At 70.4% G+C, this 14,261-nt stretch carries 14 protein-coding genes; 7 read left to right on the forward strand and 7 right to left on the reverse strand.

What is annotated here, in order from left to right; genetic code table 11:
* Positions 1-39: 39 nt before the first annotated feature.
* On the reverse strand, positions 40-1,257 hold the full coding sequence (locus ITJ66_RS01305; protein ID WP_194642965.1) for an MFS transporter: 1,218 nt from the start codon (positions 1,255-1,257) through the stop codon (positions 40-42).
* Positions 1,258-1,431: 174 nt separating this feature from the next.
* Between ITJ66_RS01305 and ITJ66_RS01310 the strand changes: the two genes are divergently transcribed.
* The 4 genes from ITJ66_RS01310 to ITJ66_RS01325 all read left to right on the forward strand — a co-directional run bounded on the left by ITJ66_RS01310 (position 1,432) and on the right by ITJ66_RS01325 (position 5,180).
* A complete protein-coding gene (locus tag ITJ66_RS01310; RefSeq protein ID WP_079000468.1) occupies positions 1,432-1,890 on the forward strand; it encodes a MarR family winged helix-turn-helix transcriptional regulator in 459 nt (152 codons plus the stop codon).
* 140 nt (positions 1,891-2,030) lie between these two features.
* Positions 2,031-2,996, forward strand: a complete 966-nt coding sequence (locus ITJ66_RS01315; RefSeq protein WP_194642967.1) for a DMT family transporter — start codon at positions 2,031-2,033, stop codon at positions 2,994-2,996.
* A 58-nt stretch (positions 2,997-3,054) separates the two neighbouring features.
* A complete protein-coding gene (locus ITJ66_RS01320; protein WP_194642970.1) occupies positions 3,055-3,855 on the forward strand; it encodes a carbon-nitrogen hydrolase family protein in 801 nt (266 codons plus the stop codon).
* Positions 3,852-5,180: a M20/M25/M40 family metallo-hydrolase gene (locus tag ITJ66_RS01325; RefSeq protein ID WP_192018904.1), complete on the forward strand. Its 1,329-nt coding sequence runs from the start codon at positions 3,852-3,854 to the stop codon at positions 5,178-5,180. The genes ITJ66_RS01320 and ITJ66_RS01325 overlap by 4 nt, the downstream gene beginning before the upstream one ends.
* Before the next feature lie 267 nt (positions 5,181-5,447).
* Here ITJ66_RS01325 and ITJ66_RS01330 read toward each other — a convergent pair whose 3' ends face one another.
* Positions 5,448-6,164, reverse strand: coding sequence for an NUDIX domain-containing protein (locus ITJ66_RS01330; RefSeq protein WP_137242860.1), 717 nt, complete (start codon positions 6,162-6,164; stop codon positions 5,448-5,450).
* 189 nt (positions 6,165-6,353) lie between these two features.
* Between ITJ66_RS01330 and ITJ66_RS01335 the strand changes: the two genes are divergently transcribed.
* Positions 6,354-7,781, forward strand: a complete 1,428-nt coding sequence (locus ITJ66_RS01335) for a glycoside hydrolase family 30 beta sandwich domain-containing protein (RefSeq protein ID WP_194642972.1) — start codon at positions 6,354-6,356, stop codon at positions 7,779-7,781.
* A gap of 83 nt (positions 7,782-7,864) precedes the next feature.
* Positions 7,865-8,434 (forward strand): dihydrofolate reductase family protein, encoded by a 570-nt coding sequence (locus ITJ66_RS01340; RefSeq protein ID WP_085511407.1) that lies wholly within the window; start codon positions 7,865-7,867, stop codon positions 8,432-8,434.
* A gap of 197 nt (positions 8,435-8,631) precedes the next feature.
* Here ITJ66_RS01340 and ITJ66_RS01345 read toward each other — a convergent pair whose 3' ends face one another.
* Genes ITJ66_RS01345 through ITJ66_RS01355 form a run of 3 tightly spaced genes read right to left on the reverse strand, consistent with a single transcriptional unit; the run spans position 8,632 to position 11,224 of the window.
* Positions 8,632-9,804: an acetyl-CoA C-acyltransferase gene (locus tag ITJ66_RS01345; protein WP_194642974.1), complete on the reverse strand. Its 1,173-nt coding sequence runs from the start codon at positions 9,802-9,804 to the stop codon at positions 8,632-8,634.
* A complete protein-coding gene (locus ITJ66_RS01350) occupies positions 9,801-10,496 on the reverse strand; it encodes a 3-oxoacid CoA-transferase subunit B (RefSeq protein ID WP_370582636.1) in 696 nt (231 codons plus the stop codon). Before ITJ66_RS01350 ends, ITJ66_RS01345 begins: the two co-directional genes overlap by 4 nt.
* A 2-nt stretch (positions 10,497-10,498) precedes the next feature.
* Entirely contained in the window at positions 10,499-11,224 is a 726-nt protein-coding gene (locus ITJ66_RS01355) for a CoA transferase subunit A (protein ID WP_194642978.1), read from the reverse strand.
* Between the two features lie 196 nt (positions 11,225-11,420).
* Here ITJ66_RS01355 and ITJ66_RS01360 point away from each other — a divergent pair, with 196 nt between their 5' ends.
* Positions 11,421-12,170, forward strand: a complete 750-nt coding sequence (locus ITJ66_RS01360; RefSeq protein ID WP_194642979.1) for an IclR family transcriptional regulator — start codon at positions 11,421-11,423, stop codon at positions 12,168-12,170.
* 173 nt (positions 12,171-12,343) lie between these two features.
* Here the strand turns inward: ITJ66_RS01360 and ITJ66_RS01365 are convergent, their stop codons facing one another.
* Both ITJ66_RS01365 and ITJ66_RS01370 read right to left on the reverse strand, forming a co-directional pair.
* The gene (locus tag ITJ66_RS01365) at positions 12,344-13,213 is read right to left on the reverse strand and encodes an aldo/keto reductase (RefSeq protein ID WP_194642981.1); all 870 of its coding nucleotides are present in this window, start codon (positions 13,211-13,213) and stop codon (positions 12,344-12,346) included.
* Between the two features lie 107 nt (positions 13,214-13,320).
* Positions 13,321-14,211: a LysR family transcriptional regulator gene (locus ITJ66_RS01370; RefSeq protein ID WP_194642983.1), complete on the reverse strand. Its 891-nt coding sequence runs from the start codon at positions 14,209-14,211 to the stop codon at positions 13,321-13,323.
* Positions 14,212-14,261: the final 50 nt, after the last annotated feature.

A 14,261-nucleotide genomic window follows, 5' to 3' on the forward strand; every position in this document is an offset into this window, starting at 1 on the left:
CCCAGAGTGTTCACAACTCCTGCTGGAGTCGCGGGCGGCTCACGCGGGGTGCGGGATCTCCTGGCGGGCGGCGTCGACGGGCTCATCCTGCAGGAGTTGTGGACGACGACGGGAGCGCTTCGCGGCGGTGGCCGCACCGATGATGACGATCAGGCCGAGCAGGGTGATGGCCGCACCGGCCCAGATCGGCGAGGTGTAGCCGAGGCCGGCGGTGATCGTGACGCCGCCGAGCCAGGCGCCGAGCGCGTTGCCGAGGTTGAACGCGGCGATGTTCGCTCCCGAGGCGAGCGTGGGAGCGGCCGACGCGTACCGCATGACCCGCATCTGCAGCGCGGGGACGGTCGCGAACCCGAAGCCGCCCATGAGGACGAGGGCGATCACGGTGGCGACGGGCGACTGTGCGGTCGCGGCGAAGGCGACCAGGATCACGGTCAGCACCGCGATCACGACGATGAGCGTCCGGTCGATGTTCCGGTCGGCCGCCTTGCCGCCCACGATGTTGCCGACCAGGAGTCCGACGCCGAAGAGGATGAGCAGCCACGGCACCGTGGTCGAGGCGAAGCCGCTGACCTCCGTGAGTGTGTACGCGATGTAGGTGAACGCGCCGAACATGCCGCCGTAGCCGAGGACCGTGACAGCGATCGAGAGCCAGACCTGGCCTGAGCGGAACGCGCGCAGCTCGGCGAGGAGCGACGCCGGGGCTTCGTCACGCTTCGGCTTCGGCACGAGTGCCAGGATGCCGATGAAGGCGATGACCCCGATCACCGTGATGGCCCAGAAGGTCGAGCGCCAGCCGAAGTGCTGGCCGAGCAGCGTGCCGAAGGGGACGCCGAGCACGTTCGCCGCGGTGAGGCCGGTGAACATGATCGCGATCGCGCCGGCCTGTTTGTGGGCGGGGACCATCGCCGCCGCCAGGACCGAGCCGATACCGAAGAACGCTCCGTGGCTGAGGGCGGCGAGGATGCGGCCGGCGAGCATGATCTGGTAGTCGCCGGCGAGTGCGGAGACGAGGTTGCCGACGATGAAGAGCACCATCAGGGCCAGCAGGACGGGCTTCTTCGGCAGTCGGGTGACCGCCGCGGTGAGGGCGAGCGCCCCGACGACGACGGCCAGGGCGTAGCCGGAGATGAGCCAGCCGGCTGCGGCCTCCGAGACGCCGAAGTCGGCCGCCACCTCGGGCAGCAGCCCCATGATGACGAACTCCGTGAGGCCGATGCCGAAGCCGCCGAGGGCGAGGGCGATGAGACCGAGTGGCATGACGATTCCTGCGATTCCTGGGGGTCGTGGGGAGAGTGCTGGTGGCCGGTAGGCGGGACGCGTACGCTGATAGTTGCAGACGCGCGATAGATATCGTTGCACGCGCTAGGTAATAGCGCAAGCAACTATGTGCGTCTGCAATCAATCATTCGATGTTCGAACCGAGGAGTCCCGATGGGCATCGCCGACGACGCTGTTGAGATCCGCGCGCAGGGGTGGCGGACGCTCGCCGCTCTGTACGGATCGATCGAGTCCGATCTGGAACGTGCGCTGCAGGCCGAGGCCCGGCTCTCCGTGGTCGAGTACACCGTGCTCGACGCCCTGGGGCGCCAGGACGGCTGGCACATGCGCATGCAGCAGCTCGCCCGTGCGACGGCCCTGTCGCCGAGCGCCACCACCCGGCTCGTCAACCGCCTCGAGGACCGCGCGCTCCTCACCCGCGTCCTGTGCGCCGACGATCGCCGAGGGGTCTACACCGAGCTCACGGCGGCCGGGAAGGCGCTGCTCGAGGAGGCCCGACCGGTGCACGATCGCGCCCTCGAGGAGTCGCTCACCACCGCGGAGTCGCTCCCGGAACTCGCACCGCTCGTGGAGGCGATCCACCGGCTGGAGCCCGTCGCCACCACCGCTTGACCCGTTCGCAATTCAGGAAGCCTCCGGCGTGTCCGTGCTGCGGCGCGGCGGAGCCGGCGAGACACGCGGGTGCGTCCTGAATTGCGAACACGGCGTCGGTGGGTGATGCCATGCTGAGTCGTCCGACTCGAGGGAGCACGATGAGCACCGCAGCACCGAACACCCGTGTCACCGCGCTCGTCGCACCAGGGTCCCGCAGAGTGCTGGGCGCCTATCTCGGCGCCGCGCTCATCTGGGGTGCCAGCTTCCTCTTCATGAAGACCGGCCTCACCGGACTCGCTCCGGCGCAGGTCGCCCTGTCCCGCGTGGTGCTCGGTGCCCTGACGCTCTGCATCATCATGCTCGTCACCCGACGCCGCTGGCCGCGGGAGCGCCGACTCTGGGCGCACCTCGCCGTCGTCTCCGTCTTCCTCTGCGTCGCCCCGTTCCTCCTCTTCTCCTGGGCGGGACAGTTCCTGCCGTCCGGCCTGTCGAGCATCCTCAACGCGACCACGCCGATCATGACGCTCGCCGTCGGCGCCGTGTTCCTGCCGAAGGAGCGACTGAACGGCCTCCAGGTGTTCGGCATCTTCGTCGGCGCCCTCGGCGTCGCGATCGTCGTCGGCCCCTGGCGTGTGCTCGGCGACCCGGCGATCCTCGAGTCCATCCCCGCGCAGCTCGCCTGCCTCGGCGCGACCCTCTGCTACGGCATCGCCTTCGTCTACCTCCGGAAGTTCGTCCTCGGCACCCACAGCTACGACGCGGTCGTCATCTCCGCCGTGGAGATCTCGCTCGCCGCCGTCATCATGCTCGTGCTCTCGCCGTTCATCGCGATGCAGCCCGTGTCGCTCAATGCCCCGGTCGTCCTCAGCATGCTCGCGCTGGGAGCACTCGGTACCGGCGTCGCCTACATCTGGATGACGACGATCGTCGACTCCTGGGGCCCGACGGCGGCGTCCACCGTCACGTACCTCACGCCCCTCGTCGGTGTCGTCCTCGGCATCCTCGTGCTCGGTGAGATCCTGCACTGGAACGAGCCGGTGGGCGGCGTGATCGTCGTGCTCGGCATCCTCGTGAGCCAGGGCCGGCTCCGGCTCCGGCGGCGCACGCCCCCACTCTCGGCATAGGGTGGCTGGACGGCCGCGCGCCGACGGTCGCGGCCCTTCCCACGGAACGAGGTTTCACATGCGCATCGCATCCGGGCAGTTCTCCGCCGGAACGGACATCGACGAGAACCTCGCCAGCGTGGTCGCCCTGCTCGGTGAGGCCGCGGCGGGCGGCGCCGAACTGCTCGTGCTGCCGGAGATGAGCAGCTACGCCACCTCGGAACCGCCGAGCGCGCTCGCCGCGATCGCCCAGCCACTCGACGGCCCCTTCATCACGGGCGTCGCCGCCGCCGCCGCCGCGCGCTCCCTCCCGACGGTCGTCGGCACCATCGAGGAGAACCCCGGTGGGTTGCCCTACAACACGCTCGTGGCGATCGACGCCGAGGGTGACATCACCGCGACGTACCGGAAGGTGCACCTCTACGACGCCTTCGGGTACGCGGAGAGCGACGGCATCTCGGCCGGCGAGCTCACCGAACCGTTCGTCCTCGAGGTCGGCGACCTCCGCATCGGGGCCTTCACCTGCTACGACCTCCGTTTCCCGGAGAGCGCGAGGCGTCTCATCGACGCCGGCGCCAACGTCATCCTGCTGCCCGCGATGTGGATCGTCGGCCCCGGCAAGGAGGACGCCTGGACCACCCTCGTGCGCGCCCGGGCCATCGAGAACACCGCCTACGTCGTGAGCGCCAACCAGACCGGCCCGCTCGCCACCGGCAACTCGATCATCGTCGACCCTGCCGGCGTCGTCATCGCGGCCGCCGGCGAGGCACCGGGCGTGGTGTTCGCCGAGCTCGATCCGGCCCGACTCGACGCCGTGCGGGCGCGGGTTCCCTCGCTCGCCAACCGCCGGTTCACCGTGATCCCGCGGACCGCCGAATGAGCGTGGGCGAACGCGTGAGCGACCCGGTCGGTCTCTCGGAGGTCGTCTCCATCACGCGCGACCTCATCCGGATCGACACCTCGAACTACGGCGGTGGGCGTGCCGTCGGCGAGTCCCGCGCGGCGGACCTCGTCGAACGCCTGCTCGGTGAGGTCGGGATCGTGTGCGAGCGCTTCGAGGCCGAGCCCGGCAGGACGAACCTCGTCGCGCGGTGGCCAGGTCGCGACCGCACCTTGCCCGGCCTCCTGCTGCACGGGCACCTCGACGTCGTCCCGGTCGACGCGGCCGCATGGACGGTCGATCCGTTCGGCGGCGAGATCGCCGACGGCATGCTGTGGGGCCGCGGCGCCGTCGACATGAAGAACATGGTGGCGATGATCGTCGCGTCGGTCCGGCGCATGGTGACGGCGGGGGAGCAGCCCGAGCGCGACGTCGTCCTGGCGTTCTTCGCCGACGAGGAGGCCGGGTGCGTCCTCGGCTCGCAGTGGATGGTGGAGCACCACCCGGAGCAGTTCGCCGGCGTCCGCGATGCGATCAGCGAGGGCGGCGGGTACAGCGTCACCCTCGGTGAACGAGCCGACACCCGCGCGTACCTGCTCAACACCGGCGAGAAAGGCGTGCTCTGGTTGCGGCTGACCGCCCACGGTGCCGCCGGTCACGCCTCGCTCGCGAGCCAGGATTCGGCGATCGTCAAGCTCGCCGCCGCGGTCGGCCGGATCGGCGCGCTCGACTGGCCGGTGTCGTTCACCGAGACCACGACGCACCTGTTCCAGCGGCTGCGCGAACTGACCGGAGCCTCCTCCGAGCTGTCGCCCTTCGAACTCGCCGCGCTCGTCGGCCCGAGTGCGTCGCGGCTGCGCGCCGGCCTGCAGAACGTGGCGAACGTCACCATGATCTCCGGTGGGTACAAGGAGAACGTGATCCCCGAGTCCGCGACCGCGACGGTCGACGCCCGGTTTCTGCCCGGCCAGCGGGACGAGGTCATCGCGCGCATCCGCGAGGCGGCGGGTGAGGGGGTCGACGTCGAGGTCCAGCTGGAGCTCATCGCGATGGAATCGCCGAACGACGGCGAGCTCGTCTCGGTGATCGAAGCGGTCATCGAGCGGCACGATCCCGGTGCGACCGTGCTCCCGCACCTCATCCCCGGCGGCACCGACGCGAAGGCGCTCAGCCGACTCGGCATCACGGGGTACGGGTTCATCCCGCTCCGGTTGCCGGCGGACTTCGACTTCCCCGGCATGTTCCACGGTGTCGACGAACGCGTGCCACTCGACGCGCTCGACTTCGGCTGCGCGGTGCTGACGGACATCATCCGCTCGGCCTGACGTACGCCGGTCCCTGAGGTGACTTACGCCGGTCCCTGAGCCTGTCGAAGGGCGGTGGTGGGCTCGGTCGGGGCACCCTTCGACAAGCTCAGGGACCGGCGCTTCGCTCAGGGACCGGCGCTTCGCTCAGGGACCGGCGCTTCGCTCAGGGACCGGCGCTTCGCTCAGGGACCGGGGGCCGACCGGTGTTCGGGTTCGCCGATCGGCCACCCGGAGACGGGTGGCACGGTGTTCTGGCGAGCTCGGGGTCCGGGAGTCTCGGCGGTACTAGCGTGCGGGTGGTGCAGGCGGAACAGGCGTCGGTGCCGTCGCGAACGGGCCGGAGAGCCTCGCCCACTGCAGCAGCATGATGGTCTTCGCGTCGATGATGTCGTCGCCGATGCGCGCGATCGCGTCGTCGATGTCGAGTTCGAGGAGTTCGATCTCCTCGCCCTCCTCGGCGAGCCCGCCCCAGTCGCCGCGACGCGCAGCGGGGTCGTACTCGGCCGCGTAGAAGTGCAGGCGCTCGGTCACGGAGCCGGGGCTCATGAAGGCGTCGAACACATGCTGGACGGCCTCGACCGCGAACCCCGTCTCCTCGCGGGCCTCACGGGCGACCGCCGTCTCGGGATCGTCGTCGTCGAGCAAGCCGGCGGCGGTCTCGATGAGCTCGCCGGTCGGGTGTCCGTTGACGTAGGCCGGGTAGCGGAACTGCCTGGTGAGCAGGACCTTCCGGGAGTCACCGTGGTAGAGCAGGATGGTCGCGCCGTTGCCGCGGTCGTAGGTCTCGCGCTGCTGCGTCGACCACGCGCCTGAGCGGTCCTGGACCCGCAGGGTCGTCCGGCGGAGGACGTGCCAGGCGGCGGCGACCAGTTCCACGTCGGTCACCTGGACGCGCGGATTGCCGGTGAGGTCGAGGCCCGTCTGGTGCAGGCCGGTGCGCCCGCGGGCGTCGGGGAGGTCTGCTCCGGGTTGCGGCTCCCGGACCGTCGTGGAATCGGCCATCCATCGAGTGTACGACCGCCTGCGAACGGCATGCCAGCGGGGTGTCCCGGGTGCGCCGCTCGGGTGAGCCCTGCTGTGCGCCGCGCCCGATCGCGAATGGCGACTGCTCTTCGGTTTTCGCGGGTTCTGCAACATACTGGTGGGAGCACCGGTCGCGGTCCACGGAGGACCCCCGTCGAAAGGCACTCGATGACGAGCAGCAATCCCGCCAGCAGCCCCGTCGCCAGCGGAGGCACCACGGCATCGGAGCGGTCGGTCGCCTGGGTCGTGACCACCCAGGACGCACCCTGGCAGGAGCAGGAGCCCCTCGGGTTCGGGCGGATGGCGGGGATGCCGAACGTCGTGGTCGACGTGACGAACCCGCAGCAGACCGTCGACGGCATCGGCGGATGCTTCAACGAACTCGGCTGGACGGCGCTGGGCCTTCTGCCCGAAGCGGATCGCGAGGGCATCCTGTCCGACCTCTTCACGCCGGGTGCCGGGCTCAACCTCTCGCTCTGCCGCATGCCCGTCGGTGCCAACGACTTCTCCACCGACTGGTACTCCTACGACGAGGTCGACGGCGACTTCGGCCTCGAGCACTTCAGCATCGACCACGACCGCGCGACGCTCGTCCCCTTCATCCAGGCGGCGCAGCGGTATCGGGGCGACCTGCGCCTCTGGGCGTCGCCGTGGAGCCCGCCCACCTGGATGAAGACGAACGGGCACTACGCGGCCGCACGCCTATGGCCGGGTTCCGGCGTCGACAACGGCATCCGCGACGACCAGCTGGGCTCCGAGGGGACCGATCTCTTCATCCTCGAAGACCGCTACCTCGAGACCTACGCCCGGTACTTCGCCCGCTTCGTCGAGGCCTACGGCGAGGAGGGCATCCGCGTCGAAATGGTCATGCCGCAGAACGAGTTCAACTCGGCGCAGGTGTTCCCGAGCTGCGTGTGGACGGCCGAGGGGCTCGCGCGGTTCATCGCCGTCCTCGGCCCGGAGATGGACCGTCTCGGAGTGCGGGTCTTCCTCGGCACGCAGGAGCGGCCGCACGACGCGCAGATCGAGACCGTGCTCCAGGATCCGTCGGCCGGCCCGTGGGTCGCCGGAGTCGGATTCCAGTGGGCCGGCAAGGGCGCGATCGCCGCAGTGCACCACGCCCACCCGGACCTCGCGCTCTACCAGACCGAGCAGGAGTGCGGCGACGGCCGGAACGACTGGCGCTTCGTGCGGCACACCTGGGGACTCATGCGCCACTTCTTCACACACGGTGCGCAGGCCTACACGTACTGGAACCTCGCGCTCACCGAGGGTGGGGTCAGCCGCTGGGGCTGGGCGCAGAACTCGCTCGTCGTCGTGGACCCCGAGACCCGGACCTTCCGCTACACGCACGAGTACTTCCTCATGCGGCACCTGGGGCACTTCCTGCAGCCGGGGGCACAGCGGCTCGCGACGATGAGCTGGACCGGGCACGAGAACCTGCTCGCCTTCCGCAACCCGGACGGTGGCGTCGTGCTCGTGATGCAGAACGACCTCGGCGAACCGCTCCCCGTCCAGATCGTGGTGGGCGACGACGTCATCACGCCGACCCTGCCGGCCGACTCCTTCGTGACGCTCGTCATCCCACCCGCCTGACCGTCGGTGCCGGAGGGACCCCTTGTGGGCGGTCGCGTCTGCGGCCTAGCCTCTCGCGTACCGGCAATGGCGACGGAGGACACATGGGCAGGCTCATCTACTCGGCGATCAGCTCGCTCGACGGCTACCTCGCCGATGAGGAGGGCCACTTCGACTGGAGCGCGCCGGACGCCGAGGTGCACGCCTTCGTGAACGAGCTCTCCCGGCCGATCGGCACCTACCTGTTCGGCCGACGCATGTACGAGATCATGACGTTCTGGGAGACGGCGGACGAGCTGCCGGACGAGCCTCGCGAGATCGCCGACTTTGCGGCTCTGTGGCTCGCGGCCGACAAGGTCGTGTATTCGACGTCGCTCGATGCGGTCTCGACGGCCCGGACGACGCTCGAGCGATCGTTCGACCCGGAGGCCGTGCGCCGGTGGAAGGCGGAATCGGACCGCGACCTCAGCGTCGGCGGCCCGCACCTGGCAGCCGAGGCGATGGCAGCGGGGCTCGTCGACGAGGTGCAGTTGTTCCTCTCACCGGTGATCGTCGGTGGCGGCTTGCGTGCGCTGCCGGCCAACCTCCGGCGACGTCTGGAACTCGTCGACGAGCGTCGCTTCGAGGCCGGCGTCGTCCACCTCCGCTACACCGTCACCGGCGAGCCCGTCTGAGTCGGCAGCGCGGCCAGCTCGCCCCGCGCACAACTCCTGCTTCTCCGATGCGGTGATCCCCGCTCATGCGCACAACTCCTGCTTGGAGTCGCGCGGCTCACTCGACACGCCGGGGCGTGCGGCGACGCGGCGCGATCAGCAGGAGTTGCGCACGGGCGGGGATCGGCGCCGAGCGTCCAGCAGGAGTTACGGACGGATCAGACGGCCTCGAGGATGATCGCTGAGCCCTGGCCGCCACCGCCGCAGATGCCGGCGGCACCGATCGAACCCGAGCCGGCGGCGGCGAGGCGCCGGGCGAGGTGCCCGACGATCCGGGTGCCGGAGGCGCCGATCGGGTGACCGAGGGCGATCGCGCCGCCGTTCGCGTTGACGATCGCGGGATCCACGCCGAGCTCGTCGGTCGAGTGGACCGACACGGCGGCGAACGCCTCGTTGATCTCGACCGCTGCGAGGTCACCGGTCGTGTGGGAGGTCTTCGCGAGTGCGGCGACGATCGCGTTCGACGGCTGGGCGTGCAGGCTGACGTCGGGTCCAGCGACGAGCGCGTGCGCGACGACGCGGGCGATCGGGGTGAGTCCCCGGGCTGCAGCGACTTCCTCGCTCATCAGCACGACCGCGGCCGCCCCGTCGGTGATCTGGGAGGAGTTGCCCGCGGTGATCGTGCCCTCGCCGCCGAACGCGGGACGCAGCCCGGCCAGCGAGTCGGCGGTGGTGTCGGCGCGGAGTCCGTCGTCGGCGCTCACGACCGTCGGACCCTTGCGCCCCGGCACGGAGAAGGGTTCGATCTCCTCGGCCTGGACGTCCGCAGCTGCTGCGAGCCGCTGGTGCGAGCCGGCCGCCCAGGCGTCCTGTTCCGGGCGCGCGATGCCGAGTGAGCCGTTGCGCTCTTCGGTGGACGAACCCATCGACCGGTGCTCGAACGCATCGGTCAGGCCGTCGTGGTCGAGGGTGTCGACGAGCTCGATGGCGCCGTAGCGCTTGCCGGCGCGCGAGCCCGACCAGGCGTGTGGGGCGAGACTCATCGACTCCTGGCCGAGCGCGACGACGACGTCGACCTCGCCGGCCTCGATGAGACGCGTGCCGGTGACGATCGCCTCCATGCCGGAGAGGCACACGGCGTTGATGGTGATGGCGGGGACGGTGAAGGGGATGTCGGCCCCGACGGCGGACTGCCGGGCGGGGTTCTGGCCGGCGGCGCCCTGCAACACCTGGCCGGCGATGACCTGCTGCACGTCGGCGGCGTCGACCCCCGCCCGGGACAGGGCCGCGCGGATCGCGTGGGCGCCGAGCTCGGTGGCCGGCACGGACGCGAACGCCCCGTTGAACTTCACGAACGGGGTGCGGGCGTACCCGACGATGACGGTGCTCATGCGTGTGCCTCCTGAGGCGTGGCGGGTGCGGTCGGCACCTCGCCGGTGGTGGTGGGGTCGAGTTCGACGGAGAACTCCGCGCCCGTCAGGGTGCGCAGCTCGGCGACGCTCGTGTCGGGCGCGAAGGCCCGCAGGACGAGCGCCCCCTCGACGATATCGAAGACGGCGCGGTCGCTGATGATGCGGTCGACGACACCGACGCCGGTGAGTGGGAGATCGCACCGCTCGACGATCTTCGGGCTGCCGTCCTTCGCGACGTGCTCGGTGACGACCACCACCCGCGGGGTCCCGGCGACGAGGTCCATCGCACCGCCCATGCCTTTGACGAGCTTGCCCGGGATCGTCCAGTTCGCGAGGTCGCCCGTACCCGAGACCTGGAGCGCGCCGAGGATGGCCAGCTGCACGTGACCGCCGCGGATCATGCCGAACGAGGTCGCCGAGTCGAAGTAGCTCCCGCCCTCGAGGAGCGTGACCGTCTGCTTCCCGGCGTTGATGAGGTCGGCGTCCTCCTCGCCCTCGATCGGGAACGGACCCATGCCGAGCAGGCCGTTCTCGCTCTGCAGCGTGACGCGGACCCCCGGCGGGACGTGGTTCGCGACGAGCGTGGGGATGCCGATGCCGAGGTTCACGTACTCGCCGTCGCGGAGTTCGGTCGCCGCGATCGCAGCCATGTCGTCTCTCGTCCACATGATGATCAGGCTCCTACCGGTGTCGTGGTGGCGGCCGCCGGACGGACGGTGCGCTGTTCGATGTCCTTCACCCGCGGCGTCGCCGTGACGAGGCGCTGGACGAAGATGCCGGGAGTGACGACAGTGTTCGGATCGAGGTAGCCGTCCTCGACGACCTCCTCGGCCTCGGCGATCGTCAGTCGGCCGGCGGTCGCGACGATCGGGTTGAAGTTCCGTGCCGTGTGCCGGAAGACGAGGTTGCCCTCGCGGTCTGCGCGGAACGCGTGCACGAGGGCCACGTCGGCGACGATGCCGCGCTCGAGGACGTAGGTCTCCCCGTCGAACACCTCCGTCGGCTTGCCCTCCGCGACCGGGGTGCCGACACCGGTCTTCGTGTAGAACCCGGCGATACCGGCGCCGCCCGCGCGCAGCCGCTCGGCCAGCGTGCCCTGCGGCGTGAACTCGACCTCGAGCTCGCCGTCGAGGAACTGCTTGGCGAAGAGTTTGTTCTCGCCCACGTACGACGCGACGACCTTCCGCACCTGTCGGTTCTCGAGGAGGATGCCGAGGCCCTTGCCGTCGACCCCCATGTTGTTGGAGACGATCGTGAGGTCGGTGGCACCCGTGTCCCGGAGGGCTTCGATGAGGTCGGTCGGGTTGCCGCTCAGGCCGAACCCGCCGACCGCGATGGTGGCTCCGTCCCGGACGACCTCGTGCAACGCCTCGGCGGCGCTCGACCAGTGTTTCGTCATGTCACTCCCTTGTGGATGGCGGGCCGACCTGACCACATGGTGGCACTGGCCGTTCGTCTCTCTTGTAGTCAGTCACAGCCGTCCTGCGGTGTCAAAGGTGGCATGGGGCCCGATCCCGGATTCGCTCATGACGTGGTCCCGGCTGCGGCGTAGGCTCACCATGTGGACAAACCGGGGGTAAGACGTGGCTGAGGGGATGCGCGGCGCCCAGGTCGTCTCGCGCGTGAGCCGGATCCTCAAGATCGTGTCGGAGCACCCCGGTGGTGCGTCGTCTTCGGCGGTGGCCGCGGCCGCCGGGCTCACCCGCCCGACGGCGCACCGCCTGCTCGCCTCGCTCGCCGCCGAGGGCTTCCTCGACCACGACGTCCGCGCCGCCCGGTGGCACCTCGGCCCCGAGCTGTTCCTCCTCGGATCGCTCGCGGCGGAGCGGTACGACGTCGCCGAGCTCGCGCGGGAGAGCGTGCGGATCCTCGCGCACGAGAGCGGCGAGAGCGCCTTTCTCTCGGTGCGTCGCGGGTTCGAGACCGTGTGTCTGCTGCGCGAGGAGGGGAGTTTCCCGGTGCGGTCGTTCGTCCTGACCGAGGGTGTCCGCTTCCCGCTGGGGGTCGCGTCGGCGGGGCTGGCGATCCTCGCGTTCTCGAGCGACGAGGAGATCGACGACTACCTGGGTCGCGCCGACCTCGTCGAGCGGTGGGGTGAGGCCCACGCCGCCGACCGCGTGCGCGAGCGGATTCGCGAGACGCGTGAGCGCGGGTACGCGGTGAACCCGGCGCTCATCCTCGAGGGCAGCTGGGGCATGGGTGCGGCCGTGTTCGACGCGGCGGGGAAGCCCGCCTGGGCGCTCAGTCTCACCGGGATCGAATCCCGGTTCCGGCCTGAGCGCCAGGCGTTCCTCGGCGGCCTGCTGCTGGAGCAGGCGCACGAGCTGTCGAAGCGGCTCCGCTGAGCCGGGTGGTCGGTCCCTGCGCTGCGCTGCACTTCGACAAGCTCAGTGACCGGCGGTGCGGTTCCTGAGCCTGTCGAAGGGCGGTGACCGGCGGTGCGGTCCCTGAGCCTGTCGAAGGGCGCACTTCGACAAGCTCAGTGACCGGAAGGAAGCGTCAGTGACCGGGCGTCCGGCTACTCCGAGACGGCGGACAGCTCCTCGAACTCGTCGTCGGTGAGCTCGATCGTCGCACCCTGCAGGTTGTCCTCGAGGTGCTCGATGCTCGACGTCCCCGGGATCGGGAGCATGACGGGCGAGCGCTTGAGCAGCCAGGCCAGCGCGAGCTGCGACGGGGTCGCGTCGTGTCGCTCGGCGAGCTGCGTGAGTGGGCCGTCCTCCTTGCTGAGGGCGCCGGTCGCCAGCGGGAACCACGGGATGAAGGCGACGCCGTGCTCGGTCGACCAGTCGAGGAGGTCCTCCGAGGAGCGGTCGGTGAGGTTGTAGAGGTTCTGCACCGACGCGATCGGAGCGATCTTCTGGGCCGCCTCGACCTCGGCGACGCTGACCTGGCTGAGGCCGATGTGCCGGATCTTGCCCTCGTCCTGCAGCTTGCGCAGCTCGCCGATCTGGTCCTCGAACGGCACGGTCGGGTCGATCCGGTGCAACTGCAGGAGGTCGATGCGGTCGACGGCGAGACGGCGGAGGCCGAGCTCGACCTGCTGGCGGAGGTAGGCGGGCACGCCGGTGGGCGTCCACTCGCCGGGACCCTGTCGCGTCTGGCCGACCTTCGTCGCGATCACGATGTCGTCGTAGGGGTGCAGCGCCTCGCGGAGAAGGGTGTCGGTGACGTCCGGACCGTAGGCGTCGGCGCTGTCGAAGAAGTTGACGCCGAGTTCGGCTGCGCGCTTGATCAGGCGGATGGCGCCGTCGCGGTCGTCGGGCTCGCCCCAGACGCCCTCGCCGGTCAGCTGCATGGTGCCGTAGCCGAGTCGGTTGACGGTGAGGTCGCCGCCGAGCGAGAAGGTGCCGGCGGCGGTTGCGGGGCGTGCGGTGGTGTCGGTCATGCGGGTGCTCCTTCGGAGGAATGCGGGAGTTCCAGCCAAGCACCGGCGACTGGGAGGCGCACCCCCTTGCGCGCCGCGTTCGCTGGCAGCGTTCCCGCCCGTCCTGGCTAGGCCGCCGCGGCCTCGAGGGCGGCGCGGAAGGCGACGATCGCGGGGCGGGTGACGCCGGCCTCGCGCGCGGAGGTGAAGATGGTGCGTCGCGGGAGGTCGGGCAGGTCGACGAGGCGACAGCTGGCCGGCTCGCCCGCCCACTGGAGGTCGGGGATGAGAGCGACCGCGTTGCCGGACTCGATCAACCGGATCTGCGCCTGGAGGTCGGCGGTCTGGTAGCGGACGTCGGGCTCGAACCCCGCACGGCGGCACAACTGCTCGGCGAAATGCCGTGACGCCGCTCCGTGCGGCTCCATCACCCAGGGGAGGTCGGCCGCGTCCTCGATGCGCAGGACCGGGTGGATCTCGTTCACGACCGGCGGGCACGCGAGTCGGATCGGGTCGGTCGCGAGCTGACGGCGGTCGAGCCCGGGGTGCCGGGGGGCGGCGTGGGCGGGGTACTGCTCCGCGACGACGACGTCGAAGTCGCGCGCCCAGGTCTCGGCCAGGGCGGTCTCCGGTTCGTGCTGCACCATCTCGACGCGGACGTCCGGGTGGTCGCGGCGCATGGCGCTGAGGGCCGCCGGCATGAGCGCGAGCGCCGCCGACTGGAAGACCGCGACGCGGATGGTGCCCGACACGGTCGTGAGGGACGCGCCGAGGTCGGCCTCGGCGCGCTCGAGCGTGTCGAGGAGGGCGTCCGTGTGCCCCACGAGGATCTCGGCCTGCGGGGTGAGCTGCACCCGTCGACCGACCTTCCGCAGGAGCTCGACGCCGGTCTCCTGCTCGAGGACGGAGAGCTGCTGCGACACGGAGGAGGGGCTGAAGTTGAGGGCTGCGGCGACCTCGGCGATCGTCCCGCGGATCTTGAGTTCGCGCAGCAGGCGGAGCCGTCGGACGTCCAGCACGGTGCCCTCCAAATCCATCGGCTCAACCGATGAATATCGTTCGAAAACCT

Source organism: Plantibacter sp. VKM Ac-2885, assembly GCF_015351205.1.
GTDB classification, from domain to species: domain Bacteria; phylum Actinomycetota; class Actinomycetes; order Actinomycetales; family Microbacteriaceae; genus Plantibacter; species Plantibacter auratus.

Coding starts and splice junctions, on each gene's coding strand:
- ITJ66_RS01305 (WP_194642965.1), bottom strand. CDS start 1,257: ATGCCACTCGGTCTCATCGCCCTCGCCCTCGGCGGCTTCGGCATCGGC.
- ITJ66_RS01310 (WP_079000468.1), top strand. CDS start 1,432: ATGGGCATCGCCGACGACGCTGTTGAGATCCGCGCGCAGGGGTGGCGG.
- ITJ66_RS01315 (WP_194642967.1), top strand. CDS start 2,031: ATGAGCACCGCAGCACCGAACACCCGTGTCACCGCGCTCGTCGCACCA.
- ITJ66_RS01320 (WP_194642970.1), top strand. CDS start 3,055: ATGCGCATCGCATCCGGGCAGTTCTCCGCCGGAACGGACATCGACGAG.
- ITJ66_RS01325 (WP_192018904.1), top strand. CDS start 3,852: ATGAGCGTGGGCGAACGCGTGAGCGACCCGGTCGGTCTCTCGGAGGTC.
- ITJ66_RS01330 (WP_137242860.1), bottom strand. CDS start 6,164: ATGGCCGATTCCACGACGGTCCGGGAGCCGCAACCCGGAGCAGACCTC.
- ITJ66_RS01335 (WP_194642972.1), top strand. CDS start 6,354: ATGACGAGCAGCAATCCCGCCAGCAGCCCCGTCGCCAGCGGAGGCACC.
- ITJ66_RS01340 (WP_085511407.1), top strand. CDS start 7,865: ATGGGCAGGCTCATCTACTCGGCGATCAGCTCGCTCGACGGCTACCTC.
- ITJ66_RS01345 (WP_194642974.1), bottom strand. CDS start 9,804: ATGAGCACCGTCATCGTCGGGTACGCCCGCACCCCGTTCGTGAAGTTC.
- ITJ66_RS01355 (WP_194642978.1), bottom strand. CDS start 11,224: ATGACGAAACACTGGTCGAGCGCCGCCGAGGCGTTGCACGAGGTCGTC.
- ITJ66_RS01360 (WP_194642979.1), top strand. CDS start 11,421: ATGCGCGGCGCCCAGGTCGTCTCGCGCGTGAGCCGGATCCTCAAGATC.
- ITJ66_RS01365 (WP_194642981.1), bottom strand. CDS start 13,213: ATGACCGACACCACCGCACGCCCCGCAACCGCCGCCGGCACCTTCTCG.